The sequence below is a fragment of the Rhodococcus quanlei genome, from assembly GCF_055231015.1.
On record NZ_JBUYWD010000011.1, the window covers coordinates 139344 to 165877 of the forward strand.

20 protein-coding genes are annotated in these 26534 nt (G+C 63.1%); 4 read left to right on the forward strand and 16 right to left on the reverse strand.

The window, feature by feature from the left end:
- The first annotated feature begins 51 nt into the window (after positions 1-51).
- The 4 genes from ACZI8Q_RS09550 to ACZI8Q_RS09565 are packed head-to-tail and all read left to right on the forward strand — an operon-like array spanning position 52 to position 10757.
- The gene (locus ACZI8Q_RS09550; RefSeq protein WP_463373278.1) at positions 52-2199 is read left to right on the forward strand and encodes an MMPL family transporter; all 2148 of its coding nucleotides are present in this window, start codon (positions 52-54) and stop codon (positions 2197-2199) included.
- Between the two features lie 54 nt (positions 2200-2253).
- Complete coding sequence (locus tag ACZI8Q_RS09555) at positions 2254-8676, forward strand: type I polyketide synthase (protein ID WP_463373279.1); 6423 nt, start codon at positions 2254-2256, stop codon at positions 8674-8676.
- A gap of 1 nt (position 8677) precedes the next feature.
- Complete coding sequence (locus ACZI8Q_RS09560; RefSeq protein WP_463373280.1) at positions 8678-10060, forward strand: aminotransferase class I/II-fold pyridoxal phosphate-dependent enzyme; 1383 nt, start codon at positions 8678-8680, stop codon at positions 10058-10060.
- A 46-nt stretch (positions 10061-10106) separates the two neighbouring features.
- Positions 10107-10757 (forward strand): GNAT family N-acetyltransferase, encoded by a 651-nt coding sequence (locus ACZI8Q_RS09565; protein ID WP_463373281.1) that lies wholly within the window; start codon positions 10107-10109, stop codon positions 10755-10757.
- A gap of 39 nt (positions 10758-10796) precedes the next feature.
- Here the strand turns inward: ACZI8Q_RS09565 and ACZI8Q_RS09570 are convergent, their stop codons facing one another.
- From ACZI8Q_RS09570 to nusG, 16 genes are all read right to left on the reverse strand, one after another.
- A complete protein-coding gene (locus ACZI8Q_RS09570; protein ID WP_463373282.1) occupies positions 10797-11762 on the reverse strand; it encodes a hypothetical protein in 966 nt (321 codons plus the stop codon).
- 78 nt (positions 11763-11840) lie between these two features.
- Positions 11841-12536, reverse strand: a complete 696-nt coding sequence (locus ACZI8Q_RS09575) for a hypothetical protein (RefSeq protein ID WP_463373283.1) — start codon at positions 12534-12536, stop codon at positions 11841-11843.
- Positions 12537-12614: 78 nt separating this feature from the next.
- Entirely contained in the window at positions 12615-13862 is a 1248-nt protein-coding gene (locus tag ACZI8Q_RS09580; protein WP_463373284.1) for an MCE family protein, read from the reverse strand.
- The gene (locus ACZI8Q_RS09585) at positions 13859-15157 is read right to left on the reverse strand and encodes an MCE family protein (protein WP_463373285.1); all 1299 of its coding nucleotides are present in this window, start codon (positions 15155-15157) and stop codon (positions 13859-13861) included. Before ACZI8Q_RS09585 ends, ACZI8Q_RS09580 begins: the two co-directional genes overlap by 4 nt.
- A 2-nt stretch (positions 15158-15159) precedes the next feature.
- Entirely contained in the window at positions 15160-16410 is a 1251-nt protein-coding gene (locus ACZI8Q_RS09590; protein ID WP_463373286.1) for an MCE family protein, read from the reverse strand.
- Positions 16410-17405 carry an MCE family protein gene (locus ACZI8Q_RS09595; RefSeq protein ID WP_463373287.1) on the reverse strand — a complete coding sequence of 332 codons (996 nt, stop codon included), beginning with the start codon at positions 17403-17405 and terminating at the stop codon, positions 16410-16412. Before ACZI8Q_RS09595 ends, ACZI8Q_RS09590 begins: the two co-directional genes overlap by 1 nt.
- Positions 17402-18481 carry an MCE family protein gene (locus ACZI8Q_RS09600; protein WP_463373288.1) on the reverse strand — a complete coding sequence of 360 codons (1080 nt, stop codon included), beginning with the start codon at positions 18479-18481 and terminating at the stop codon, positions 17402-17404. Before ACZI8Q_RS09600 ends, ACZI8Q_RS09595 begins: the two co-directional genes overlap by 4 nt.
- Positions 18478-19887 carry an MCE family protein gene (locus ACZI8Q_RS09605; protein ID WP_463373289.1) on the reverse strand — a complete coding sequence of 470 codons (1410 nt, stop codon included), beginning with the start codon at positions 19885-19887 and terminating at the stop codon, positions 18478-18480. Before ACZI8Q_RS09605 ends, ACZI8Q_RS09600 begins: the two co-directional genes overlap by 4 nt.
- Positions 19884-20744, reverse strand: a complete 861-nt coding sequence (locus tag ACZI8Q_RS09610; RefSeq protein WP_463373290.1) for an MlaE family ABC transporter permease — start codon at positions 20742-20744, stop codon at positions 19884-19886. The genes ACZI8Q_RS09605 and ACZI8Q_RS09610 overlap by 4 nt, the downstream gene beginning before the upstream one ends.
- A 4-nt stretch (positions 20745-20748) precedes the next feature.
- Positions 20749-21543 carry an MlaE family ABC transporter permease gene (locus tag ACZI8Q_RS09615; RefSeq protein WP_463373291.1) on the reverse strand — a complete coding sequence of 265 codons (795 nt, stop codon included), beginning with the start codon at positions 21541-21543 and terminating at the stop codon, positions 20749-20751.
- A 7-nt stretch (positions 21544-21550) separates the two neighbouring features.
- Complete coding sequence (locus tag ACZI8Q_RS09620) at positions 21551-22600, reverse strand: ABC transporter ATP-binding protein (protein ID WP_463373292.1); 1050 nt, start codon at positions 22598-22600, stop codon at positions 21551-21553.
- A 287-nt stretch (positions 22601-22887) separates the two neighbouring features.
- Positions 22888-23277, reverse strand: coding sequence for a 50S ribosomal protein L7/L12 (gene rplL, locus ACZI8Q_RS09625; RefSeq protein ID WP_463373293.1), 390 nt, complete (start codon positions 23275-23277; stop codon positions 22888-22890).
- A gap of 78 nt (positions 23278-23355) precedes the next feature.
- Positions 23356-23913, reverse strand: coding sequence for a 50S ribosomal protein L10 (gene rplJ, locus ACZI8Q_RS09630; RefSeq protein WP_463373294.1), 558 nt, complete (start codon positions 23911-23913; stop codon positions 23356-23358).
- A gap of 437 nt (positions 23914-24350) precedes the next feature.
- Positions 24351-25067 (reverse strand): 50S ribosomal protein L1, encoded by a 717-nt coding sequence (rplA, locus tag ACZI8Q_RS09635; protein WP_463373295.1) that lies wholly within the window; start codon positions 25065-25067, stop codon positions 24351-24353.
- Positions 25068-25164: 97 nt separating this feature from the next.
- Positions 25165-25599: a 50S ribosomal protein L11 gene (rplK, locus tag ACZI8Q_RS09640; protein WP_463373296.1), complete on the reverse strand. Its 435-nt coding sequence runs from the start codon at positions 25597-25599 to the stop codon at positions 25165-25167.
- Between the two features lie 71 nt (positions 25600-25670).
- The gene (nusG, locus tag ACZI8Q_RS09645; protein ID WP_463373297.1) at positions 25671-26486 is read right to left on the reverse strand and encodes a transcription termination/antitermination protein NusG; all 816 of its coding nucleotides are present in this window, start codon (positions 26484-26486) and stop codon (positions 25671-25673) included.
- Between the last annotated feature and the right edge of the window lie 48 nt (positions 26487-26534).

The window sequence follows — 26534 nt, forward strand, 5'->3', positions numbered from 1 at the left end:
CCGATCGACGCGATGAATCACGCTGTCGAACGCACGATTCGAGAGGAAGACATGAGCGGATGGGGCTCGTTCGTCGTGTCCCGACGGCGGGCGGTGCTCGCCGTCAGCCTGATCGCCGTGTTTCTGAGCGGCCTGTTCGGCCTCGGCGTGTTCGATCGGCTCAGCCTCGGCGGTTACAACGACCCCGGTAGCGAATCCGCGCAAGTCGATCGCTTGATGGAGGAGACCGTCGGGCGCAATTCGGCAGACCTGACCGTCACCTTCCGACCTACCGATGGCCGGACCATCGACGAGATCGAGGGTGAGGTCTCGCAGCGTCTGAACCGAGTGGACGCGCAGTGGCTGGCCGGACCGCCGCTGACCTACTGGACTGCGCCGACCTTCGCGCAGCAAGTCCTGCGTTCCACCGACGGGTCCGCTGCCCTGGCCGTGTTCGCACTCGCCGGTGACGAGAACGCCCGACTGGACCTGGTTCCGAAGATGCAGGAACTCATGACCTTCGACGAGATCGACACCGAGTTCGGCGGATACAGTGTCATCGAGGCCGCCTACAACGATCAGTCGAAAAAGGACCTCGTACTGGCCGAATCGCTGTCGTTCCCACTGCTGATGATCTTGCTGCTGGTCTTCTTCGGTGGCGTCGTCGCCGCGTCGATGCCGTTGGTGATCGGCGGACTCTCGGCATTCGGCGCCCTCGCCTGGCTACACCTGCTGTCGTACTTCACCGAGGTCAGTTCGTTCGCCGTGAACATCGCGACACTCGTCGGTCTCGGCATGGCGGTGGACTACAGCTTGTTCATCGTCAGCCGATTCCGGGAGGAGCTACGCGCCGGCCGGGACACCCGTGGTGCGGTGGAACGGACCGTCGCAACGGCGGGGCGTACCATCCGGTATTCGTCACTGCTTCTCGTCTGCGGTTTTCTCGGACTACTGGCCTTCCCACAAGCATTCGTCCGTTCCTTCGGTTACGGCGGGATCGGGGCCGTTGCGGTCGCTGCGATCGTCTCCATGACGGCGCTGCCCGCCGCACTTGCCATCCTCGGACCGCGCATCGATTCATGGAGCCGCCACCCGGACCGCATCCGCCGCAGAGAAGAGCGATCCTTCGCACTCTGGACCGGCGTCGCCAGACGAGTGATGCGCAGACCGGCGGTGACTGCAACGCTCATTCTCGCCGCCCTCGCGGTGGCAAGCGTGCCCGCAATCGGCACCGAGCTGGGCGATCTCAGCGCGAACGGCCTTCCCGCCGACAATCCGACGCGGGTGGTGGTCGAGCAGACACAATCCGATTTCCCGTTGGCCAACAACGGGGCGACGATCCTGGTTCGCGGGCGAGACGGGGTGGCACCACCACCTGCCGAGGCGGCCTCGGTCGCGGAAGCAGCCAATGCCGTCGACGGGGTCGCAGCGGCATTCGTCATGGCCGATACCCCCGAATTCGCGGTCGTGAAGGCCATTTTCGACAGCCCCGACCGCACCGAAGGTGCCTACGTCGCGGTAGACGGACTACGCGAACTCACCGCCCCCGACGGCACCGAACTGTTGCTCGGCGGAATCACCGCGTTGTCCGCGGACGGCCTGGACGCCATCGCCGCGACTATCCCTCTCATGATCGCGATCATGGTCGCCGCCACCCTCGTCATTCTGTTCGTCGCATTCCGGTCGGTGGTGCTGCCCATCAAGGCGGTACTCATGGCGACGGTCAGCCTGTCGGCCACGTTCGGGATTCTGACCTGGCTGTTCCAGGAAGGACACGGCTCGGGTCTCTTCGGGGTCGGACCCGGACCGTTACTGGCGACCATGGTCATCGTCATTCTCGCGTTGATCTTCGGGTTGTCCACCGACTACGAGATATTCCTCATGTCGAGGATGCTCGAGGCGAAAGAACGCGGAGCGTCCAACGAGGCCGCCATCCTGGAGGGCGCGGGCCGGACCGGACGCATCATCACAGCCGCGGCACTGTTGCTTCTCGTCGTCACGGGAGCGTTCGCGATTTCGGATCTCGCGATGATGCGCTTCGTCGGCATCGGAATGATCATCGCCCTCGTCATCGACGCCACCATCGTCCGCATGGCACTCGTGCCCGCACTCATGAAGTTGATGGGTGACGCCAACTGGTGGGCCCCCGCGATATTCGCCCGTCCTCGTCCGGCAGCACCCGACGACATTGACGCACCGGACAAAGTACACGCACGGTAACTACCCAGTTCTCGATCCAGATCAGATGTCGAACAAGATCACCGAGGGGAAAACATGGTTGAGGTTGCAATCGTCGGTATCGGCTGCCGCTTTCCGGGAGGGATCGAGGACCCGGCCAGCTTCTGGCAGTTCTTGATGAACAAGGGCGACGGCATAGTCGAAGTCCCCGAAGACCGGTGGAGCCTCGAAAAGTTCTACGACCCCGACCCGGACGCGCCAGGCCGTATGTACACGCGCAAGGGTGGGTTCCTCACTCATCCGTTGTGGGACTTCGATCCCGAATTCTTCGGGATCTCGCCCCGTGAAGCGTCCATCATGGACCCGCAGCAACGGCTGTTGCTCGAAACCGCGTGGGAGGCACTCGACGACGCCGGTATGGCCGGCCGCGTGGGCGGGCGCAGCGTTGGCGTGTACATCGGCGGGTTCACCAACGACTCCGCGTATCCGCGCGTCGCCGCCCCGGCCCGCGCGTCGATCAACATGCACACACCGACCAGTTCGTCCTTCACTCTGCTGTCGAACCGCATTTCCTACGCGTTCGATCTGCAGGGACCGAGCATGACCATCGACACCGCGTGTTCGTCCTCGCTGGTGGCGTTCCACGAAGCAGCACAGGCCATCACACGGGGCGAATGCGACATGGCACTGGTCGGCGGTGTCAACACGATGCTGCAGCCGGAAACCTTCATCTCCATGTGCAAGGGCCGCTTCCTCGCAGCTGACGGTCGCAGCAAAACCTTCGACGCGTCCGCCGACGGCTACGGCCGCGGTGAAGGCGCAGGCATGGTCCTGTTGAAGCCGCTCGCCGCTGCGCAGGCCGACGGTGACCGAATCTATTCGGTGGTGCGTGGCACCGGCTCCAACCAGGACGGCCGCACCCTCGCCATCACCGTCCCGAACCCCGTATCGCAGCAAAGTCTTGCCGAACGTGTCGCCGCAGAAGCGGGCGTCGCTCCGCACGAGGTGTCGTATGTGGAGGCCCACGGAACCGGAACCTCCATCGGCGACCCGCTGGAACTGGCAGCCCTCGGTGGCGCGTACGGAGCCGTGGAAGGCCGCCGTGATCCGCTGGTGGTCGGCTCGATCAAGGCGTCCATCGGCCACACAGAGGCCGCTGCCGGCGTGGCAAGCGTGATCAAGGCTGCTCTGACCCTGCACCACCGCACGGTTGCACCACAGGGATGGTTGGACACCCTCAACCCGGAGATCCCGTTCGACGACCTGAACCTTCGCGTACCGACCGAATCGGAACCGATCACCAACCACAGCGCCCGTGCCGCAGTCGCGGTCAACGGATTCGGGTACGGCGGCACCAACGCCCACGTCGTCATGACCGAGGCGCCCGCCGTTGCGGCCGGTGCAGTACCGACCGAACCTGCCCTGTCACTGTTCCCGCTGTCCGCTCGCAACGACGCGGCAGCACGTGTGCTGGCTGCGCGCACCGCGAAAGCCCTCACCGAATTCCCCACCGAGAATCTGGATACGTTCGTCTCGGCCGCGTGGTCACGTCGGGCGCACCACCCGGCACGCATCGCATTCCCCTACACCGACGCCGAGGATCTCGTCACCCAGCTGAGCGAGTTCGCGGAGGGCGCGGGAAGCGCCACCACCCGAGCAATGGCGGACCAGGCGGCGCAGCCGGTCTTCGTGTTCAGTGGCATGGGTCCGCAATGGTGGGCCATGGGTCGGAAACTGCTCTCCGCCGAGAGCGTGTTCGCGAACACGGCACGCGAGATAGACGCCGAATTCGTGAGGATCTCCGGATGGTCGATCATCGAGGAACTGCTCCGCGAAGAAGACGATTCACGCATTCCGCGCACCGAGTTCGCGCAGCCTGCGAACTTCCTCCTCCAGGCCGCGCTGGTCGCGGAACTCGACGCCGTCGGAGTACGCCCGCACACCGTGCTCGGCCACAGTGTCGGCGAAGTCACCGCCGCATACGTCTCGGGTGCGCTGTCGTTGCAGGACGCTCTTCTGGTGAGCTTCCACCGCTCACGGTTGCAGGCCACCACCGCCGGCACCGGCGGCATGCTCGCTGTCGGCCTGTCCGCCGAAGACGCCACCACGTGGCTCGACGGCGACCCGGACGGCGCCTCGATCTCGATCGCGGCGATCAACAGCCCGACGGCAGTCACTCTTGCCGGGGACGATGCTGCAATCGCACGCTGGCAGGAACAGTTCACCGCGGCAGGTATTTTCGCACGCACCCTGAAGGTGGAAGTTCCGTACCACAGCCACCTGATGAACCCGATTCTCGACGAGGTGCGAGACTCCCTGGCATCTCTGTCGCCCAACATCCCCGCGTTGCCGCTGTTCTCGACAGTCACCGGCGGACAGGTCACCGATGCGTCCTGGGGGCCGCAGTACTGGTGCGACAACGTCCGCGAACCCGTCCGGTTCGCCGACACCGTCCACTCCCTGATCGACCGCGGTCACCGACTCTTCCTGGAGATCGGCCCGCATCCCGTCCTCGGTGGCAACATTCGCGAAATCCTCGTCCGCGCCGGAGAGAACGGCACGTCGATCGCAACGCTGGTGCGGGGCGAAGACGATCACGCGTCGATGCTTCGCGCGCTGGGCAACCTGTACGCGCACGGGGCACTCGATTCGTCCCGTGCTCCCGGCCGACCCGCGGATATCCCCACCGCCCACGTGCCACTGCCCGCGTACCCGTGGCAACGCACCCGGCTCTGGACCGAGGACGAGGCGATCACTCGCGACCGGTTGGGTGTCCCCGGCACCTACTCGATGCTCGGTGAACGAACCGACTCTGCCGCCGACGAATGGGAAGTACAGTTGTCGGCCGGAAGACTGGGGTGGCTGCCCGATCACGTCGTCAACGGTCACGTGGTCCTCCCCGGTGCCGCTTACATCGACGCCGCACTCAGTGCCGTGGCGGCACGGACCGGAAACCAGACGGTCTCACTCGAATCCGTGGATTTCGTGGTGCCCCTCGTCCTCGACGAGCACGACATTCCGGTCGTACGCCTGTCCGTGGAAGAGTCGACCCGTCGCTTCACGATCCGGTCTCGGCAGGCAACGTCGCCCAACTGGACGGTGCACGCCACCGGCCGACTGCGCCAGGGCACGCTCGACCCCGTCTCGGCCGAGACCGTCGACACCGAGGGATTCCTGACGATCGCGGGTGAAGATCTGTACATCGGGCTCGCCGCAGCGGGTCTCGCGTACGGACCGGCCTTCCGGGGAATCCGGGAGGCCAAGGTCGGCGACGGTGTCGTGGTTGCGGACATCGACTCCTCCGTAGCCGAGACCGGCAACCACCTCGCGCACCCCGCCGTCGTGGACACGGCACTCCAATGCGCAGCAGCCCTCATCGCGTCCGGCTCCACCGGACAGGGGGCGACGGTGCCGGCGAGCGTGGCGTCGATCAGGCGACACGGGCCGCTGCCCGCGGCGGCCCGGGTGATCGTGCGTCGATGCAGCCTCACCCCGTTCATCGCCGACATCTCCATCATCGACCAGGACAGGAACGTCGTCGTCGACATGTCCGGAGTGGAGTTCCGTCCGATCGCTCCCCCTGCCCCGCTGCATTCGCGCCTGGACCGCGTCTTCTACGAGCCCGAATGGGAACTCCGGGACAACCTCGCCACCGCGGAAATCGCCGACGACGAGTTCGCACTCGTGGTCTCGGTCGGTACCGAGGCATCACCGAGGGCTCGCCAACTCGCGGATGCTCATCCGCGTTCGGAGCTGACCACTGTCACCGATCCGGCCGACCCGGAACTGGCGCGGCGCCTGTCGTCGACCATCGAGCACGCCCACGTGGAGCACCGGACGAACACCGCCCGCGTCGTCGTCGTACTCGGCCGCGACTTCGATGCGGTGCAGAACGTGCTCGCCGCCGTGTCCGTTGCCAAGGCAATCCATCTCGTCATCCACCGCGAGGACGACACCGACACGGCCACCGAACCCGGGATCGCAGTCCGGGCAGTCGTCGTGGCCGAACGCGGTTTCTGCCTCCCCAGCGACGTAGACGGCGCTACTGCGGCGCACGCCGCTCTCACCGGTGCACGACGGTCCCTACTCAACGAACAGGCCGCAGCCCAGTGGCGGTACGTCGACACCGAACCCGAAACCACCATCGGCGAACTCACGGCGGAAGTCTTCGGCGACGGCGCCTACAACGACGAAGTCCTCGACGAGGTCTGCCTCCGGCAAGGTGCTCGTTGGGTGCTGCGACTGCGTCGCAGTCTGACCGATCACCTCGACGACCGACGCGAGGCCCGCGTGGTCACCGACCCCGAGGAATCGTTCGCACTCGAGGTGCCGAAGTCGAAGCTGATCTCGGACCTGGGCCTGCGTGCAACCGAGCGCATTGCACCCGGGCACGGCGAGATCGAGGTCGAGATGAAGACCGTCGGGCTCAACTACAAGGACCCACTCAAGGTGATGGGCCTGCTCACCGAAAAGGATCTCGCCGGGACGTACTTCGACACCTCGATCGGAATGGAGGGAGCCGGAATCGTCAGTCGGATCGGTACCGGTGTCGATCATCTCTCGCCCGGCGACCAGGTGGCCGTATGTGCGCGCAACATGATCGGCCGATACATCACCATCGGCGCGGACGAGGGTGCAACGATGCCGGTACCGAAGGGCTCCGTTTCGGAACACTGCAGTTCGACGCTGCCGTTCATGACCGCGGAGATCGGGCTGGTGCGCTCGGCGCGTCTGGAGAAGGGCGAAACCGTGCTCATCCACGGTGCTGCCGGCGGTGTCGGCCGGGCCGCTGTTCAGGTCGCCAAACGCTACGGGGCCACGGTCATCGCTACGGCCGGAACCGAGTCTCGCCGGCGGCAGGTCCTCGATGCAGGGGCCGATCATGCACTGAACTCGCGTTCCCTGAACTTCGTGGAGGAAGTATTGGAACTCACCGCCGGTGAGGGTGTAGACGTGATCCTCAACTCGGCGCCCGGCGAAATCGTTCAACAGAACTTTCGCGTGGCAGCGGAATTCGCTCGCATCGTCGAGGTCGGAAAGGCCGACATCTACGGCGGTGGCATTCTCGAGCTGAAGCCGTTCGACCGCAACCTCTCGTACTTTGCGGTCGACGTGGATCGGATGCTCGCCAAGCGTCCACACGTGGTGCGCTCGGTGATGAAGGGAGTCAACGAGGCTCTGGCAGACGGAACCTACGCGAGCCTGCCGTACGAAAAGTTCTCGCCGGCCGATCTGGACAAGGCGTTCGAGGCCGTGGTTCGGGGTTCACAGAACGGCCGAGTGGTACTGACGATGGACGACCCGGCCCCTCCGGTCCGTCCTGCCATCCCTCGCGTCGCCATCGAACCCCAATCGTCCTACCTGGTGACGGGCGGATTCGGCGCATTCGGACTCGCTACCGCTCGATGGCTCGTTTCCGAAGGAGCTCGACACCTGATTCTCGTCGGCCGCAGCGGCGCAACCTCCGAGCAAGCCAAGGCCCAAGTTGCGGAGTTCACTGCAGCCGGGGTCCAGGTCGTCACCGAGCGCGTGGACGTTGCCGACTACGAGCAGGTGCGCGGCGCAGTACAGCGCGCACAGGACGGACCTCATCCGCTGCGAGGTGTGTTCCACACCGCGGGCATCGTCAACAACCTTGCGATCCACCAGATCACCGCAGAATCGCTTGACGAGGTGTTCGCCCCCAAGGTCTCCGGCGCCCTCAACCTCGATCGGGCAGTAGCGGCAAGCGGGGCCGATCTGTCGCTGTTCGTTCTGTTCTCCTCGGTCAGCGCTCTGACGGGTGGTACACCGCAGATCGCGTACTCTGCGGCGAACTCCGTCCTCGACGCGCTCACCTGGACGCGCCGCTCAAAGGGCAAACCCTCGCTCACCATCAGCTGGGGCTCCATGGCCGGGGGCGGCATGGCCGAGGCATCGGAGGAGGTGGTGCGGTTCCTCGCCCTGCTGGGGTTCACCCCGATCGACATGGATGCCGCAACGCTGTACATGCGCGAATGCCTCACCCTGTCGCTTCCGCACGTGGCACTGATGGACGTCGACTGGAAGCAGTGGACGGTCACCAATCAACCCAACACGAGAAGCCCGCGGTTCGCCGAGCACGTCCTGGCCGCAGGTGACGGAGCTTCGGGCGCCTCCGAGCTCCAGGCCGAGATTCTCGCGCTGCCCGAAGAACAACGCGGCGAAGTGCTCACGTACATTCTCGCCGAACAGCTCGCGGTCGTGATGGGCGTGCCTGCCGATTCGGTCGACATCGTGACGCCGCTACCCGACCTCGGGATGGACTCGCTGATGGCCGTCGAGTTCGCTGCCCGCGCGGGTAAGACGCTGGGCATGGACATCTCCGCACTCGAACTCGGACGTGGCCTCGGCCTGTCCGATGTGGGCACCAAAATCGCTGCCCAGCTGTCCGAGCGCGGACGGCAGGCGGCGCCCGCAACGCCGCCCGCGCCCGCACCTACACCTGCGGCCGCGGAGGAGTCGGACGAGGCGGCCGCACTCGCCGAGGCGGTGGAGTGACGTGACCACCGACTCCAGAGAGATCGCGCGCCGGCTTCTCGCCCGGTCGGCCGGTTCGTCGCGGCAACACAATTCAGCCGATACCGCGCGGGATTCAGGACGCATTCGGAACGCGCCCGCGCCCGCTGCCGCGGCGGTGGGCGCCGGGTCGGGTACCGGTGGCGAAGCAGAAGACTTCGATCCCACATTCACCGAACACCGCGGTGTCATCGAAGCGAAATCGACGTTCGGAAACCTGGACACAGTGTTCGAGGCCGTCGATCTCCCGAACCCGTTCTACCTTCCGCATCAGGACACCAACGGGTCCACGGTTCGGTACTTCGACGAGGACATACCGAACTTCGGTAGTTTCAGCTACCTGGGTATGGCAGTGGAGCCGCGGGTGCGTGAAGCCGCCAAGTCCGCCATCGACACGTACGGCACCTCGGTGTCTGCGGCCCGAATAGTCTCCGGTGAGATTCCTCTGTACGGCGAAATCGAAACCCATCTAGCGGGTCTCTACGGCGTGGACGATGCCATCGTCACGGCAAGCGGGTACCTCACCAACGCCGCCACCGTCGGATTCCTGCTCGGCAACAGCGATCTCGCCGTCTGCGATTCGCTGGTGCACAGCAGCGTGCTCTCGGGAACACAGTGGGCAGGATGCCGGCGGCTGAACTTCCGGCACAACGATCCGGCGTCGCTCGACGCGATCCTCTCGATGTCACGTCACTCGTTCGGTCGCGCGATGGTGATCATCGAAGGCCACTACAGCATGGACGGCGACATTCCACGCCTACCCGACATCATCGAGGTGGCACGTAAACACCGGTGTTCGATCATGATCGACGAGGCGCACTCGTTCGGTGTACTCGGAAAGACCGGCAAGGGTGTCCGTGAACTGTTCGACCTTCCGGGTGATGCGGTCGACGTCTGGATGGGCACCCTGTCCAAGGCAATGGGCAGTGTCGGCGGATTCGTCGCGGGCAGCCACGACCTCGTCCAGGCGTTCAAATACACAGCACCCGGACTCAGCTTGTATGCCACCGGTCCAGCGCCATCGGCCATCGCAGCGGCTCTCGAGTCGTTGCGCATCCTCGACGAGGAACCAGAACGTGTCACCAGCTTGCAAGAGAACGGCGCAACGCTGAGCCGCCTCGCACAGGAGGCCGGCTTCGACACCGGAATATCTCAGGGCACACCGATCGTTCCGATCATCCTCGGCAGCAAAGCCATCACCTGCTCCGCGAAGATGTTGCAGGCCGGAATCAATGTCAACGCGATCGTCTACCCGTCGGTGCCCGAAGGGGAAGAGCGCCTGCGGTTCTTCCTCAACACTGCCCACACCAACGAGCAACTCGAGCACACGATCGCACTGCTTCGCGAGGTCATTGCCACGATCTGAACCATATCGCCCGAAAACCAACCCAGATCACAGACAGGGGCTCACCATGTCAGCCGACCTCGACGTCACAGTACGACCGGCGCTGCCACAGGACATTCCGGCGATGGCAGAGGTGCTCGGTCGCGCCTTTCGCCACGACGACCCGGTGGGGGACGTTCTGTTCCCCGACGACCGAACCAAGGGCAGGCAAGTGCGCATGATGTCCGTACTCATCAAGCGCCGCTTCATCCCTCAGGACTGCGCGGAGGTTGCCCTCGCGGATGGCAAAGTGGTCGGCGTGTGCTTGTGGCACGGCCCCCGTTACCGCCGAACTCCGTGGCACACATTCGCCTCCGGGCTGGAACTGTTGTGGGCGATGCGAACGCGCGTGACGGCCGGGATCGGTCTGGATGCGAAGTTCGCGAAAATCGCTCCCGGCGTGCCCCATCAGTTCATCGTCTATCTCGGTTGTGAACCCGGTCTACAGAAACGCGGAGTCGGTGAAGCTCTCTTCCGATCCTTCCTGAGCAAGGCAGACGCCGAATCCGTACCCGTCATCGGTGTCTGTAAGGACGGCAACATCCCGTACTACGAGGCATTCGGCGCCAAGGTTCTGGGGCGGACCACTCTGGGAAAGAACATCGTCGCAAACGTGATGTTCAAACTTCCTGATACCACGGTTGCTGCGCGGGCCGACAGGACCCGCGCAGCAAGCTGACTCCGCACTCTGACCGCCGGCAAGCTGACGGTGGAAGGCTCAGGCGTCCCTGATCCCGGCGAGTACCCACTTGCCGTCGATTCGCTCCATGTCGATCACGAGCGAACCGGAGGTACTCCCCTGGGCCGTGCCCTCGTTGGTGGAGCTGACGTTCATGAACGCGAGCAAGGTCGCTCGATCACCGTCGAGCATGCTGACACCGATATCGGTGATATCTGCCTGGGTGGCAGTCTTGGTCTGCTCTACGGCGGTCTTCGTGGTCTCCGCCGTTTGATCGAACTCCGCGCGCATCTCGTCGTTCATGAACGTTCGTGCGCGGTCGAAGTCTTCTTCGATCGTCTCGAATCCGTAGCTGAACGTGGCCTCGGCGGCCTCGGTCGCAGCAGCGGCCACCTCAGCGGTGGTCGTTGAATCGATCCACGCCGTGTTGTCGAACCGTGCGAACGGTGTGAAGGCGGCAACGGCCGCGAACACGCCGAGGACGACGGCCACCACACCGAGAACCGCGACCAGTTTCCAGGTCAGGCCGTTCTTACCCTTGTCCTTACCGCTGCCGTGTTCGTCCTTCTGGGCAGCGTCGGAGTGCGCTTCTGTCGACTGTGGCCGAGCACCCAGACGCGGGAGCGTGTTCGCGACCTTCTTGGGCGCCGTCTCTTTGTCCGATGCTTCGCCCGCAGGCTTGCCCGCATCCGCTTCCGCCTGACCCGGTTTCGGGGCCGACGATTCGGCCGACGGTCCCTGGCCGAGGATGCCCTGATCGGATGCCGCCGTCTCGGACTGTGCAGGCTCGGACTGTGCAGGCTCGGACTGTGCAACCTGGCTCTTTGCAGTATCGACCTTCGTCGGCTCGGGCGCCGTCGGCGTCGACTCCGACGCTGTATGGCCTGGTGTGACCGGCTCATTCGCCTTGACCGAATCGGTCGTCCGCCCACGAGTTCCGGCAATCTTCGGTCGCCGACCCTTCGGGGTGCCGCTCGGCACGTTGTTCTTGCGCTTCGGAGGCACTTCTCACCACTCTTTCGTTGCACAGCGTCGCGAATCCGGTCGCCGGACGCCGTAAACGGTCTGAAATCCGCTGTGCGGCTACTGACCGCCGTTGTCCGGGACCGGCGCAGGCTCTGCCGGCTGTTCTTCAGGGGCAGGCTCCGCCGGTGCAGGTTCGGCGGGGGCCTCGCCCGGAGCCGGGGTGGGAGCCGCGCCCGGCATCGGTCCACGCTCGATCGGAACGCGCGGACCGACCGGCTGCACAGCAGAGGCCTTCCACACACCGTCGACATTCTCGACGGTCAAACGCATGGTCACGATGTTGACCTCGTACCTGTCGGGCCATTCGTACCGCACCTCGAGCGCAACCAATGCCTTCGCGGTTTCGTTGTCCTTGTCGAGTTCGAGGAGCGTTCCCTGAGCCAACTCCGCTTGCTGAGTTGCCTTCGTGTTCTTCGTTTGTTCGGTGATACCGGCGATCGTGTCGTCGAGGCTCTTGGTCATGGCTTCGCCGGTGATGGACGAACGCATGTTCTCCAGGGACTCTTCGAGGTTGGCCGCGTCAGCCGTGTTGAGGTTGATCGCGGCCTGCTCGGCCCCGAACAGCGCATCATCACGCATCTGTGCAGTCGAGCGGTCCACCACGAGGGCATGCGCCCAGTGATAGCCGAACCACCCGGCAGCCACTACTGCTGCCACCACCAACGCCAGTACGGCGACGAAGGCGGCGGTCAGCTTCTTGCTCGTGCCCGATCCCGGCTGAGCCGAAGTCGGGGTCTTGGTAATTCGAGTCACACCGATACACCCTACTGATTGTTCGTTTCGGCCCTGCTGATCGCGCCGCGAGGCAGCGATCGACCTGCGTAGACGTTGCTACTTGGGCGTGACCCCGAGCAGCGGCGCCAACTGCGTGGCGATCGGATTCAAGTTCAGCTTGTCCGGATCGACCTTCGGCTTGTTGTCCCACGGCTGCGGGATGGCCGGGTCCGCCAGCTCGATGCGACTCGCACTACGCACACCGGTGACACTGCCCTGCGGGACGTCACACGACGCTTCCGTGTTGAACGGGAAATTCTGCTGTGTGTCGTCGAAGTTCGGATCCTGGCGCTTCATCTCCTCGAGGATCTCGTACGTTCCCTCGTATCCGATCGTGCACGGCGGCGGACGGTTGGTCTCCAGCACGATGCCCTGGTGCACCGTTCCATCGCCCGGCGCGATCGTCGAGGCACCCGCCGCAAGTCCGGGCAGGAAGATGAGGAACGGTTGCAGCGCAATTGCCTGCGGAGCCAACGTCCTTCCGAATGCGGCCAGGTTCGTCAGATCTGTCGTCAGACCCGGGCCGGCGTCCGCGACGAGTTGCCCGAGTTCATTGCTCGCGGGGTTGCCGTTGTCGATCAACAACCGAATGTCCGGATCACTCGTCCGCAACTGAGCGGTCACTGCTTCCAGGCCGGCACTGAACTCACGGATCGCCGACGACTGCTCCGACTGCGTGTCGAGTACCGTCCGACTGTCGCGGATGAGCGACAAGGTCTGCGGAAGGTGTTCGACACCCGACTGGGTGAGCGTGGACAGGGAGTCCGCGAGCTGCTTGAGGCTGTCCCCCTTGCCGTCGAACGCTGTTCCGAGTTCCTCGATCACCACTCGCAAATCCTCGACCGGAACGGACTTCACGAGACCGTCCACGCTCATCAGGACCTCATTAACCGGTATCGGGATATCCGTGTGGTCGTTGGTGATGACCGAACCGTCCTCGAGGAACGGCCCCTGATCCGTGTCGGGTCGAAGATCGACGTACTGTTCACCGATCGCCGAACGATTCGCGACAACTGCCTCCGCCGAAGCCGGAATGTCCGGACCACCGGAGTCGAGCTTGAGTTCGACGTTCAAACCATCTGCGGTCAGTGACATCTCACCGACTCGTCCCACCGGGACTCCCCGGTACGTGACCTCGGCATTGGTGAAGATTCCGCCACCATCCGTGAACTGCGCCTCGACACTGTACTGGCCGAAGCCGAGCAAGTTGTCCAATCGCACATACTTGGCGCCGACATACGTGAGGCCGAGTACAGCGACCACGACGAACGCGACCAGCTGGAACTTGACGACTCTGGATCTCATTCGCCGCCCCCTGGGATGAGGTCTTGGATCATGCCCTCGATCGGGTTCGACGGGGGCTTGGCAGGATCTGGAAGGCCAGGAATCTCAGGGAGTCCAGGCATTTCGGGCAGTCCGGGAACCTCGGGGAGTCCCGGAATCGGCGACCCCACGGTCCGAATCGGCGGAAGCGGCAGCAACGAGATAGTCGGCCAGCCGGCAGCGGGTCCGTTTCCGTTGTAGTACGGGTTGGACGGGTCCACGTTCGGCGTGTGGTTGCCGTATTTCGGTGGAACGTAGACCGGATCGCCTTGACCCACGCCCAACCCTTCGAGGGTCTCACCGATCTGCATATCGACCGTCAAGAACAGGTTGGCCGAGCCGCCGAGCACGACCTGCTCCACCCCGTCGGGGAAAGGGTTCGTGAGCAGTAGCGCAAGCGACTTCGGAAAGTCGTCGCCTGAATTCGCAAGGTTTTGCAAGACCGGCCGCAGCGCGATCAGATCCTTGATCAGATCGTCCTTGGACTCGTTGACGACGTTGGTGCCCACCGCGCCGAGCCTGTCGAGTTGGGCGAGCATCGCCGTCAGCTGAGGACGCTGCTCGTTGAGCACCTCGGTCGCGATCGGAAGCTCATCGAGGACCTTCGCGACCTTGTCGTTCTGATCCTTGACGCGCAGGGTCAACGTGTCCAGACCATCGAGTGCTCGGGTGATGTCGTCGCGCTGCTCGTTCAACCCCGCGATCAAGGTGTTCGCTTGCTCGAGCAGTGATCGCACGCGACCCTCACGGCCGTCGAGTGCGGTGCTCAATTCATGGATGATCGGCTGCAACTGGCCGACACCGCCACCGTTGAGAAGAAGCGACATCGCACCGAGCACCTGCTCGATTTCGGTTGCCTCCCGAGTCTGGGCGAGCGGGATCGTGTCTCCGCTCTCCAGACGTTCGGCGACCTGGTCACCCTCGGGTGCGGAAAGCTGGATGAACTTCGCACCCAACAGGTTGGTCTGTTCCACTGCGGCAAGCGCATTCGCCGGCAGATCGGCCGACGAGTTGACCAAAACCTCCACGTCGGCGTTCCAACCGCCCGGGCCTACCGTGATCTTCTCGACCCGGCCGACCGGAACACCGTCCACCTTGACCGCAGATTGCGGAACGAGGTCCAGCACGTCATCGAACTCGATGGTGAGCCGCATCGGGTTGTCACCGAGTTCTGCACCGCCCGGCAGCGGAATGCCGTAGATCCCGTCCGACGAGCACGACGTGACTGTCAGGGCGACAATGCAAGCACCGGCGGCGACAAGGATTGACCTCTTCATCGTCATTCCCCCTCTTCAGCGAGGTCGAGTCGTGGTGACGGGTTACCAGGAACGGTCCCCGGCACCACACGGCGCTGGATGTTTTCGTTGCTCATGATTCCGAACGGCAGATTCGTCGTCGGTGTCTTCAGTCCCTCGGTGATCTGCGTTGTCACACGTCCACACTGGTCGAGCAAGGGTTGCATCTGGTCGCCCAACTGCTCGAACCGCGGATCACCGGGAACGAGGTTGCCCAGATCCAGGAGCTTGCAGACCGCACCCGCCGGATCCTGCAGATCCGGGAAGGCAAGTCTGGATGCCAGCACGCCAGCCTCCGCGTCGTATGAGTTCGCCAGGTTGCTCAGGGCGAGAGGTGCCAGTGTCAGTCCGTTGATGATGGACCTTCGATTGTCCGCCAACGTCTGGGTGATGGGCACGAGATCGTTGATGTTCTTCGCAAGCGATTCACGGTTGTCGCCAACGAATCTCGCGACGTCTCCGAGGGCGATCGCCAACTGGTTCAGGGCCTTGCCGAGATTCTCGCGCTCGCCTGCAAGGAATCCGGACAGATCTGCAAGCTGGGTGTTGAACGTGCGCACCTGCTGGTCGTTGGCGGCCAGTGCCCCAACGAATACTTCCAGATTATCCACCGTCTCGAAGATGTTGCCACGGTTCTCGTTGAGGGTTCGCGCGGCGTCGGAGAGGTTCTCGATGCTCCGTCCGAGCGCCTCACCGTTGCCTTCGAGATTCTCGGCACCGGTCTTCACGAACTCCGTGAGTGCGCCTTCTTTGTTGGCACCTTCTGGACCCAACGCAGCAGTGAGTTTGTCGATGCTGGCGTACAACTCGTCGACCTCGACAGGTGTGGCGGTGCGACTCTCGTCGATCACCGCGCCATCGGCCATCTTCTCCCCACCCGAGTACGCCGGTGCCAACTGAATGTACCGATCGGAGACGACCGAAGGGGTGACCTGCGCTGCCTTGGCATCGGCAGGAATATCGATGCCCCGGTCCACGCTCATTTCGACTTTCACGACGTCGCCCTGGGGCTCGACAGAGTCCACCGTGCCAACCTTGATGCCGAGCACGCGAACGTCGGAGCCGTCGTAGATTCCCACCGACTTGTCGAAGTATGCGGTGATCTTGGTGGTTCCAGCGCTCGTGAACAACCACCACAATGCGCCTGCCACAACGAGAACCAGAACGACGATGACGGAAATCACGGCCACACGGCCGCGCGCTGCTCGGCCCGACCCGCTTTCTGCGGCACTCATCAGTTACCTCCCAAGGTACGCATCGGCGGCCGGTTCCCCGGAATGTCGGGCAGACCCGGAGGCAGCAAGTTCACGACGACCTGATCGAACCAGCGTCCGTTACCGACAACGTTGGTGAAGACACGAAGGAAGGGCTCGTACAGCTTCGATGCCTTCTCGAGATTCTCGTTGTTCTCACGCAGAATCTGGACAACGCCGTTGAGTTGTTCGAGGGCAGGGCCGATCTGTTCCTCGTTCTCGTGAACCAACCCGGTCAACTGCTGCGACAAGCGCTGTGTGCCGGTCAGCAACTGAGAGATCGCTTGCTGACGAAAGTTCAACTCCTCCAGGAGCAGACCCGCGTCACTGATCAGCTTCGTGAACTCCTCGTGTCGATCGGCAAGCACCTGCGACGTCCTGCCGGTGGCTTCGAACAGCTTGCGCAACTCCGCATCACGACTGGCGATGGTTTCCGACAGCCTGCTGATTCCATCCAAAGACGCCCGGATGTCGTCGGGGGTTCCCGAGAACGCCTCCGACAGCGTTTCCATGCTCTGCGCCAACTGATCCGTGTCGATCTCGTTGACGGTCTTCGCAGCACTGGAGAACGCTTCGATCACGTCGTACGGCGCTGTGGTCCGTTCCAGCGGAATCCGGGTGTCCGGGTCGAGTGGTTCGGTGCCACGCGGTTCGAGAGCAAGGTACTTCTGCCCCAGGATGGTCTTGATCTGGATGGAAGCAGAGGAGTGGTCGCCCACCCAGGCGTCCTTGACCTGAAATTCGGCCACCACCCGATCACCTTCGAGATCGACGGAGGTCACCTTGCCCACCTTGACACCCGCGATACGAACTTCGTCGTCCGACTGGAGACCGGCGGCTTCCGAGAACTCCGCACTGTACGTCGCCCCCGCGCCCACGAAGGGTAGCGAGTCGATGAAGAATGCGGACACCGTCGCCAGGAGCACGATCATGATGCCGAGTCCGCCCGCGAATGCCGGGCTGCGCTTCTTTCTCATCGTTGCTGCAACTCCTGCATCCCTTCCTGCGTGCACCGTTTCGCCGAGTTGGTGTACAGCGGCTGGTTCACGGTCGGAAGACCCGTCGGAAGATTGAGATAGGGCGACGTGCCCGGACCGGCCACGACGTCGATACCGCACAAGTAGTACTGGAACCAGGAACCGTAACTCGCCACACGACCCAGTGACTCCAGCTTGACGGGAAGCGTCTCGAGCGTGCTGTCGACGACGTCCCGGTTCCGGTTCAGAGTCCCCGCAACCTCGTTCAGTGCCGAGATCGAACCCTGGATCGACGGACGCGTCGGTTCGAGCAGATCCGATGTCGCGTCGGTCAGACCGGCGAGAGACTCCACCGCCGAGCCGATAACGCCTCGCTCGTTGGACAGCCCGGTCACCAACTGTTGCGTGTTGGTGATCAGCGAGTCCAGGTTGTCCTCACGCTCGTTGACGGTGGCCAGGACCGAGTTGAGGTTGTCGATCACGCTCCCGATCACAGCATCCTTGTCGGCAAGCGTATTGGTCAGACTCGCCGTGGTGCGGACAAGATCGTCGATGGTGCCCGACTCCCCCTGGAACACCTGGATGATCTGGAAGGACAGCTTGTTGACGTCTTCTGCACTCAGCGTTTGGAACAGCGGGCGGAACCCATTGAACAATGTCGTGAGGTTGACCGCAGGCTGCGTTCGCTCGATCGGAATGGTTTCGCCTTCCTCGAGCTTCTCCCCCTGCTTTCCGTCTCCCTGTTCCAGCGCGATGTAGCGCTGACCCACCAGGTTCCGGAAGCGGATCGTCGCGGTCGCACTGCCCGGCAGCCAATCACGATCGGCAATCGAGAAACCGACCTTCGCCTGGCTGTCGTTGACGATCTCGATGCTCTCGACCTGGCCGACACGCACGCCCGCGATCCTGACGTCGTCCCCCTCGTTGAGCGACGTGACGTCCGAGAAGATCGCATTGAACCTGGTTCCACCCCCGCCGCCGAGATTGGCGATGGAAGCCGCGAGCAGAGCCGTCGCAATGATCGTCACAACTGCGAAGATGATCAGTTTGACGAGCGGCGCCGTCAATCCCCTCACTTGAAACTCACCTCTGCTCCCCTCAAAGCCGGTGCGCCCACCTTTGTTGTCCAACTCGGCACGTCCTCCGGAGCGATGCCGTTGGCCTCCCCGTACACGACGTCCAAAGTGTCCTGCTCGATCTTGGAACCGGCGTAGCTGGCCGGCGCTGCCGCGCTTGCCGAGGACGTACTCGCCGGAGCGACGTCCATGCCCTCCCACGGCGGCACCACATTGGGAACGCCCGGCGGCGGCGGGAAGATGTCCAGCGGCTCGGTCGAGCCGGGATTACGAGTGGGAACCTGGTATGAGCCGTCGTTGTAGGACGACCCTCCCGGATACTGCGGGAACGGTTTACCCGGCTCCTTGTACTTGCCGTAACAGGCCGGGCCACGGTTGTCGAAGAGACGGGGTTCGTCCTGGTTGGGCAAGTATCGACCCTTCGGGTTCGTGAACTGCACGTTCGCGCGAATACCCGGGTACGGATCGTCCGCCGATATGACTTCACTTGCCGCAGGTAGTGCGTCTGCGAACCCCTTGAACGTGCAAGGGAAGGTCGGCGAGTAGCGCGCCAAGATCTGAAGCGCCTCACGGGAATCGGCCGCGATGGTGATGATCGAGTCCGCATTCGCCTCCAGCAGATCAGCCGTGGTGGCAGACGTGCCGGTCAGAGAGGTCAACAGAGCGGACAGGTCATCCTGCTTCTCCACCACCGTGTTTCCGGTGATCGTCAGATTGTCGAGCGCGTTGATCAGCTGTGGTGCGGCATCTGCGTAGGTCTGCGAGAAGTCCGCGAGCCCACGAATACCTTCCTGCAGATTCGGCATCTCGGTGTTGATACCACTGAAGATCTGCTCCAACCGATCGATGGTCAGCCCCAACTCCTCGCCGCGACCGCTGAGGCCCTGCGACAAGGCACCGAGGGTATTGGCCAGGTCCTGTGGCGGAATGGCCTTCAGGAGCGGCAGCAAGCCGTCGAGGACGTCACCGATCTCCACTGCGTTTCCACTGCGGTCCTGCATGATCGTGTCGCCCGCCTCCAACGAGTCGGGACCTTCGCCGGTGGTTTCACCCTCCGGAATGATCAGCGATACGTACCGCTCTCCGAACAGAGTCTTCGGAAGCAATCGAGCCGTCACGTTCGACGGAATCAGCTCGGCCTGGTCCGGTTCGATCGCCAGCTCCACCGAAACAGCGCCGTCCTGGGGGGTGCTGTTGCGTACCTCTCCGACAATCATGCCGCGCACCTTCACGTCGGCGTTGAGCGACAGTGAGTTTCCGACCGAATCGGTGATGAGTTCGACCTTCACCACCTTCGTGAAGATCTTGTTGAACATGCCGATCGTCACGAACAGAAACAGCGCGAGCACGACGAAGAAGGTGATCCCCAGAAGTCGGCGACGCAGAACCGATGCAGTCTCGTTCATCCCGCCACCCTCACTGTCGTCGTCGTGCCCCAGATGGCGAGGCTGAGAAAGAAGTCGAGGACGGCGATCGTGACGATCGCGGTACGCACTGCCCTACCCACGGCAACACCGACACCTGCCGGACCACCCGATGCGTGGTATCCGTAGTAGCAGTGGATCAGGATGAGAATGAACGCGAATATCAACACTTTCGCGAACGAATACAGCACATCCTCGGGCGGTAGGAACAGACTGAAATAGTGATCGTACGAACCCGGCGATTGACCGTTGAACGTCGTACTGATCACCCGAGAAGCCAAGTAGGCCGCGAGGAGTCCGACGATGTAGAGCGGAATGATGGCGACGAAGCCGGCGATCATGCGTGTGGTGACCAGGAACGGCACACTGGGCACCGCCATGACTTCGAGCGCGTCGATCTCTTCCGAAATACGCATTGCACCGAGCTGCGCAGTGAAACCACAACCCACTGTTGCAGACAGAGCGAGCGCTGCCACGATCGGCGCGATCTCACGGGTGTTGATGTACGCCGACAGGAACCCGGTGAGAACCGAGGTGCCCAGCTGCTCGAGAGCCGCGAAGCCCTGCATGCCGACGACGACACCGGTGAAGCCCGACATCATTGCGATCACGCCGATGGTGCCGCCGATGACGGCGAGAGCGCCGGAACCGAACGTCACCTCGGCGAGCAGCCGCAGCACTTCCTTGCGGTAGTGCACAAGCGTGTGCGGTATCCACGCAATGGAGCGGGCGTAGAAAGACATCTGCGTTCCGGCGTTGTCCAGTGCACCGAGAGGTGCCTTTCCAACCTTCTTGAGGGTCGTGACCGTTCGATCGCCGCGGCCTTTCGCGATTGTCATCGGGTCATGATCCCTTCGCCGGTACGACCTGCAGGTACACCATGGTCAAAATCAGGTTCGCAAAGAACAGCAGCAAGAACGTGATGACGACAGCTTGATTCACCGCGTCACCAACACCCTTCGGTCCCCCCTTTGGGTGAAGACCCTGGTAGGCGGCGATCACACCAGCGATCAATCCGAACACCGCAGCTTTGATCTCACCGATCCAGATATCGGGAAGCTGAGCGAACGCAGAGAACGAAGCGAGATAGGCGCCGGGGGTACCGTCTTGAAGAACCACGTTGAAGAAGTAGCCACCCGTGATGCCGACCACCGACACCAAGCCGTTGAGCAGGACGGCGATGAGCACCATCGCAAGCACGCGTGGAACCACGAGGCGTTGGACCGGGTTGATACCGAGGACCTCCATCGCGTCGATCTCCTCGCGAATGGTCCTCGATCCGAGGTCGGCAGTCACAGCGGAACCCGCGGCGCCGGCAACGAGTAGTGCCGTCACCAACGGGGCGCCCTGCTGAACAACGGCAAGAACGCTGGCGGCGCCGGTGAACGACTCCGCACCGAGTTGCTTGATCAGGGAACCGGTCTGGAGCGAAACAACCGCACCGAACGGGATGGCCACCAACGCCGTCGGCAGAATGGTGACGGATGCAATGAACCAGGCCTGCTCGATGAACTCCCGGAACTGGAACGGGCGCCGGAACGTCTGTCGGACGATCTCGACAAACAGATCGACGATGTTCCCAGCCTGCGTCAACGCTCCATTGACAGGCTTCAGCAACGTTTTGGTTGTCTCCCCCATGCGCCGGTTATCCGCGCTCGTACGAGGTGGCCTCGTAGCCCTCGTCGGTGTACACGGGGATCACCTGAGTGGTCGACTCGTCGTCCAGGCTCTCCTGGATGGCGATCTGAGCGTTCTCGGGAAGCGTGTGCATGATGTGGCGAACTCGTTCCTGCCGACGAGCCACGGCCTGCCGGAACGGCATTCCGGGAGTCGCCTTCATCTGCGGGACGATGCCCTCGACGTCGTCGACACCACCTGCGTGGTGGCCGGCGTCGACCATCGCCTGCTCCTGTGCCATCTGGGCCTCGTCCTTCTCCTCGGACATGCCGATGGGGCCGATCATGGTGCCGTTGAGGAACTGCTTGACCACCGGCTCGTCGCTGGTGAGCAGAACCTCGCGAGGTCCGAACATGACGAGCTCACGGCGGAAGAGCATGCCGATGTTGTCCGGCACCGTGCGGGCCAAGTTGATGTTGTGGGACACGATCAGAATCGTCGCGTCGATTTCGGCGTTGATATCGATCAACGTCTGCGAAATGTAGGTGGTACGAACCGGGTCGAGACCTGAGTCGGGCTCGTCCACCAGGATGATCTTGGGATCGAGCACCAAGGCACGCGCAAGGCCGGCGCGCTTACGCATACCGCCGGAGATCTCACCGGGGAGCTTTTCTTCTGCACCGATCAGACCGGTCAGCTCGAGCTTCTCCATCACGATCTTGCGAATGTCCGACTCGGACTTCTTCGTGTGCTCACGAAGCGGGAAGGCGACATTGTCGTACAGGTTCATCGAGCCGAAGAGTGCACCGTCCTGGAACAGAACGCCGAACAGCTTCCGAATCTCGTAGAGCTCCTTGCTCGAGCACTCGAGAATGTTGGTGCCGTCGATCACGATCGAACCCTCTTCTGGACGAAGAAGACCGATCAGCGACTTCAGGAACACCGACTTACCCGTACCCGACGGTCCGAGCAGCGCACTGACCTCACCCGCCGGAAGTGTCAGCGACACGTCCTGCCAAATTCTCTGCGAGCCGAAGGACTTGGTCAGTCCTTCTACTGCAACTTCGACTCCCACCATCTACCTCCGCGACTTCCGATGCGATCACCCTTGTGGGTCGGGTCACTCTATCCCATCGGAGTGGTACCAACGACAGGAAATGCTACTCGGGAGTAAGAACATAAATCAATCTCGTCACCACAATCCGGACAATAGGTATCTGACCTGGCATTTTTCGCCTCAGTGTCCTGGTCGATAGTTCAGCTCGAGCCGAAATTCACCACGCCGGGACCAAAGAAGCGGTCGTCCCCCATCTGGGGAACGACCGCTTCTCGTTGCTTGCCTCGACAGGCAGCGCTCGAACCGTCCTACTTGACGGACACCTTGGCGCCGGCACCCTCGAGCTTCTCCTTGGCTGCGTCGGCAGCTTCCTTGTCGACCTTCTCCAGGAGAGCCTTCGGAGCGCCCTCGACGAGGTCCTTGGCTTCCTTCAGGCCGAGACCGGAGACGACCTCACGGACAACCTTGATGACCTGGATCTTCTTGTCTCCGGCCGACTCGAGGACGACGTCGAACTCGTCCTGCTCCTCGACAGCAGCCTCGCCACCGGCAGCGGGGGCGCCAGCAGCCGCAACGGCAACCGGGGCAGCAGCGGTGACCTCGAAGGTCTCCTCGAATGCCTTAACGAACTCCGAGAGCTCGAGGAGGGTGAGCTCCTTGAACTGGTCCAACAACTCTTCGGTGCTGAGCTTCGCCATTGTGGCGGTCCTTCCTGTAAGTCCCATGTCGCTGATCCGCGACCGGGCGGGGTTGTAGCAGTGATGCGCGGGTGCGGATCAGCTTTCTGCGGCAGCCTCGGCGGGAGCTTCTGCTCCACCCTCGGCGGCCTTCTTCTCCTGCAGCGCAGCGGCCAGACGGGCCACCTGCGAAGCGGGAGCATTGAACAGGCCTGCAGCCTTTGCCAAGTTGCCCTTCATCGCGCCGGCGAGCTTGGCCAACAGGACCTCGCGGGACTCGAGGTCCGCGATCTTGTTGACCTGGTCCACGGACAGCGGAGCGCCGTCCATGTAGCCGCCCTTGATGACGAGCGCCTTGTTGTCCTTGGCGAAGTTCTTCAGAGCCTTCGCAGCGTCGACCGGCTCGCCCTCGATGAATGCAATGGCGGTCGGACCGACGAAAAGGTCATCAAGGCCCTCGACGCCCGCCTCTACGGCGGCACGCTTGACGAGGGTGTTCTTGGCGACGGAGTAGGTGGCACCTTCTCCCAGTGCACGTCGCAGTGTCGAGATGTCGCCCACCGACAGACCACGGTATTCCGTGATCACAGCGGCGGTCGAACCCTTGAACTGCTCGGTGATCTCCGCCACTGCGGAAACCTTCTCGGGCTTTGCCATACTTCGCCTCCTCTCATGAGCGTCGTTATCCCACTTCGGAACCGCTGCGCACTACGGGAATCCGGAGTACACAGTCCACGACATGCAAAACGCCCCGGTGCAGGGCACACGGGGCGTGAAAGGAAACTGACGAAAGCGGTCATACCACTGTCGGCGAGCATCCCCCATTACCTCGTCCTCCTGCGTGGGCCGCCGGACATTCCCGGACTTTCAACCGAACCTTGCGGGCTCGATCACCAACGGTCTTGGGTAGAACATGAATTGGGGTGAAGTCCGAATAGCTACTCGAACTTCGGAAGACAGAGTACCGCACTGCTTACCCGTCGCCCAAATCCTGATCCATTGGCACTGCGCCGGGAGCTGCCGCGGGCAGGCGAACCATGCAAAACGGCCGGGACGACGTGCGTCCCGGCCGTTTGCTGTCCGTAGCGTAGTGGTTACGCGTCTGCATCCTCGGTGAGGTTGCGGGTACGGTTCGGGTCCACCGGGATGCCCGGTCCGGTGGTGGTCGAAACCGTGACCTTCTTCACGTAGCGGCCCTTCGCCGACGACGGCTTCGCACGCAGGATCTCGTCCAGGGCTGCGCCGTAGTTCTCGACCAGCTTGGCGTCGTCGAACGACGCCTTACCGATCACGAAGTGCAGGTTGGCCTGCTTGTCGACGCGGAAGTTGATCTTGCCGCCCTTGATGTCGTTGACAGCCTTGGTGACGTCCGCGGTGACGGTACCTGTCTTCGGGTTCGGCATGAGGCCACGCGGTCCGAGGACGCGGGCGATGCGGCCGACCTTGGCCATCTGGTCAGGGGTGGCGATCGCGGCGTCGAAGTCGGTCCAACCGCCCTTGATGCGCTCGATCAGATCTTCGGAACCGACAGCGTCCGCTCCGGCAGCCTCCGCTTCGGCAGCCTTCTCGCCCACGGCGAACACGACGACGCGAGCCGTCTTACCGGTGCCGTGCGGGAGGTTGACGGTGCCGCGCACCATCTGGTCCGCCTTGCGGGGGTCGACGCCCAGACGGACCGCAACCTCGACGGTCGCATCCATCTTGCTCGACGACGTTTCCTTCGCCAGCTTCGTAGCCTGCAGTGGGCTGTAGAGCTTGTCGGCGTCGATCTTCTCAGCGGCGGCGAGGTATGCCTTGCTGCGCTTTGCCATGTCTTCTGTCCTTACGTCTCACCCGCTACCGGGTGAATGGTTCAGTTGTGGTTTCGGGCCTGGCCGGCCCTCCCACGCGATCGTGTCGAGAAAGGCCTCAGCCCTCGACGGTGATTCCCATCGAACGCGCAGTGCCGGCGATGATCTTCGCCGCCTGGTCGATGTCGTTCGCGTTGAGGTCTTCTGCCTTGGTCTTCGCGATCTCGCGCACCTGATCCATGGTCACGGAAGCAACCTTGTTCTTGTGCGGCTCGCCGGAGCCCTTCTGCACGCCTGCAGCCTTGAGCAGCAGCTTGGCGGCCGGAGGGGTCTTCAGCTTGAAGTCGAACGAACGATCCTCGTAGACCGAGATCTCGACGGGAACCACATTGCCTCGCTGCGACTCGGTCGCAGCGTTGTAGGCCTTGCAGAATTCCATGATGTTCACGCCGTGCTGACCAAGCGCGGGACCCACGGGCGGTGCAGGGTTGGCCTGACCAGCCTGGATCTGAAGCTTGATGAGCCCGGCGAGCTTCTTCTTCTTGGGGGGCATCTCAGTTCCTAGTTTCTTGCGGGTGTGTTTCTTGCGTACTGCATTGCAAGTTTGTGAGCAGAATCTCGCGGCTAAATCTTCGAGACCTGCGTGAACGACAGCTCGACCGGAGTCTCACGACCGAAGATCGAGACGAGCACCTTGAGCTTCTGCTGCTCGGCGTTGACCTCGCTGATGCTCGCGGGGAGCGTGGCGAACGGGCCGTCCATCACTGTGACCGACTCACCGACCTCGAAGTCGACCTCGATGAGCGGCTTGGCCGCAGCTTCGGCACCGGTTTCGGTGGACGCGGAATCCGCGGCAGCAGCAGCCTGCTGCTTCTTGGCCTCCTGCTGCGGAAGCAGGAACTTGATGACCTCGTTGAGAGTCAGGGGCGAAGGACGCGAGGTGGCTCCGACGAACCCGGTGACACCCGGAGTGTTGCGGACCGCGCCCCACGACTCGTCGTTGAGCTCCATGCGGACGAGGATGTAGCCGGGCAGCACCTTGCGGTTGACCTGCTTGCGCTGACCGTTCTTGATCTCGGTGACCTCTTCGAGCGGAACCTCCACCTGGAAGATGTAGTCGCCGACGTCGAGGTTCTGAACACGAGTTTCGAGGTTGGTCTTCACCTTGTTCTCGTAACCCGCATAGGAGTGGATGACGTACCAGTCACCAGGTGCGCGACGCAGCGCGGCCTTCATCTCGGCGACGGGGTCGACTGCTTCCTCGGATTCGCTCGATGCCTCGGCAGGTTCTGCCGGCGCTTCGGTCGTCGCGGTTGCAGCCTCGGTGCCCTCACCTGCAGCCTCGACATCCACGTCGGCTGCCGCCTCGGCAGAGACACGCTCGTCGACCGAGGCATCGTCAGCCACGGACTCATTCGTGTCGTTCTCGGGGGTGCTCACTGGGGCACTCGCTTCCTCTCGTCACTCACATACATCGCGAATCCGCCC

Excerpts from the sequence above, each read along its gene's own strand:
- ACZI8Q_RS09550 (WP_463373278.1), top strand. The coding sequence starts at position 52 with ATGAGCGGATGGGGCTCGTTCGTCGTGTCCCGACGGCGGGCGGTGCTC.
- ACZI8Q_RS09555 (WP_463373279.1), top strand. The coding sequence starts at position 2,254 with ATGGTTGAGGTTGCAATCGTCGGTATCGGCTGCCGCTTTCCGGGAGGG.
- ACZI8Q_RS09565 (WP_463373281.1), top strand. The coding sequence starts at position 10,107 with ATGTCAGCCGACCTCGACGTCACAGTACGACCGGCGCTGCCACAGGAC.
- ACZI8Q_RS09580 (WP_463373284.1), bottom strand. The coding sequence starts at position 13,862 with ATGAGATCCAGAGTCGTCAAGTTCCAGCTGGTCGCGTTCGTCGTGGTC.
- ACZI8Q_RS09585 (WP_463373285.1), bottom strand. The coding sequence starts at position 15,157 with ATGAAGAGGTCAATCCTTGTCGCCGCCGGTGCTTGCATTGTCGCCCTG.
- ACZI8Q_RS09590 (WP_463373286.1), bottom strand. The coding sequence starts at position 16,410 with ATGAGTGCCGCAGAAAGCGGGTCGGGCCGAGCAGCGCGCGGCCGTGTG.
- ACZI8Q_RS09595 (WP_463373287.1), bottom strand. The coding sequence starts at position 17,405 with ATGAGAAAGAAGCGCAGCCCGGCATTCGCGGGCGGACTCGGCATCATG.
- ACZI8Q_RS09605 (WP_463373289.1), bottom strand. The coding sequence starts at position 19,887 with ATGAACGAGACTGCATCGGTTCTGCGTCGCCGACTTCTGGGGATCACC.
- ACZI8Q_RS09610 (WP_463373290.1), bottom strand. The coding sequence starts at position 20,744 with ATGACAATCGCGAAAGGCCGCGGCGATCGAACGGTCACGACCCTCAAG.
- ACZI8Q_RS09615 (WP_463373291.1), bottom strand. The coding sequence starts at position 21,543 with ATGGGGGAGACAACCAAAACGTTGCTGAAGCCTGTCAATGGAGCGTTG.
- ACZI8Q_RS09620 (WP_463373292.1), bottom strand. The coding sequence starts at position 22,600 with ATGGTGGGAGTCGAAGTTGCAGTAGAAGGACTGACCAAGTCCTTCGGC.
- rplL (WP_463373293.1), bottom strand. The coding sequence starts at position 23,277 with ATGGCGAAGCTCAGCACCGAAGAGTTGTTGGACCAGTTCAAGGAGCTC.
- rplJ (WP_463373294.1), bottom strand. The coding sequence starts at position 23,913 with ATGGCAAAGCCCGAGAAGGTTTCCGCAGTGGCGGAGATCACCGAGCAG.
- rplA (WP_463373295.1), bottom strand. The coding sequence starts at position 25,067 with ATGGCAAAGCGCAGCAAGGCATACCTCGCCGCCGCTGAGAAGATCGAC.
- rplK (WP_463373296.1), bottom strand. The coding sequence starts at position 25,599 with ATGCCCCCCAAGAAGAAGAAGCTCGCCGGGCTCATCAAGCTTCAGATC.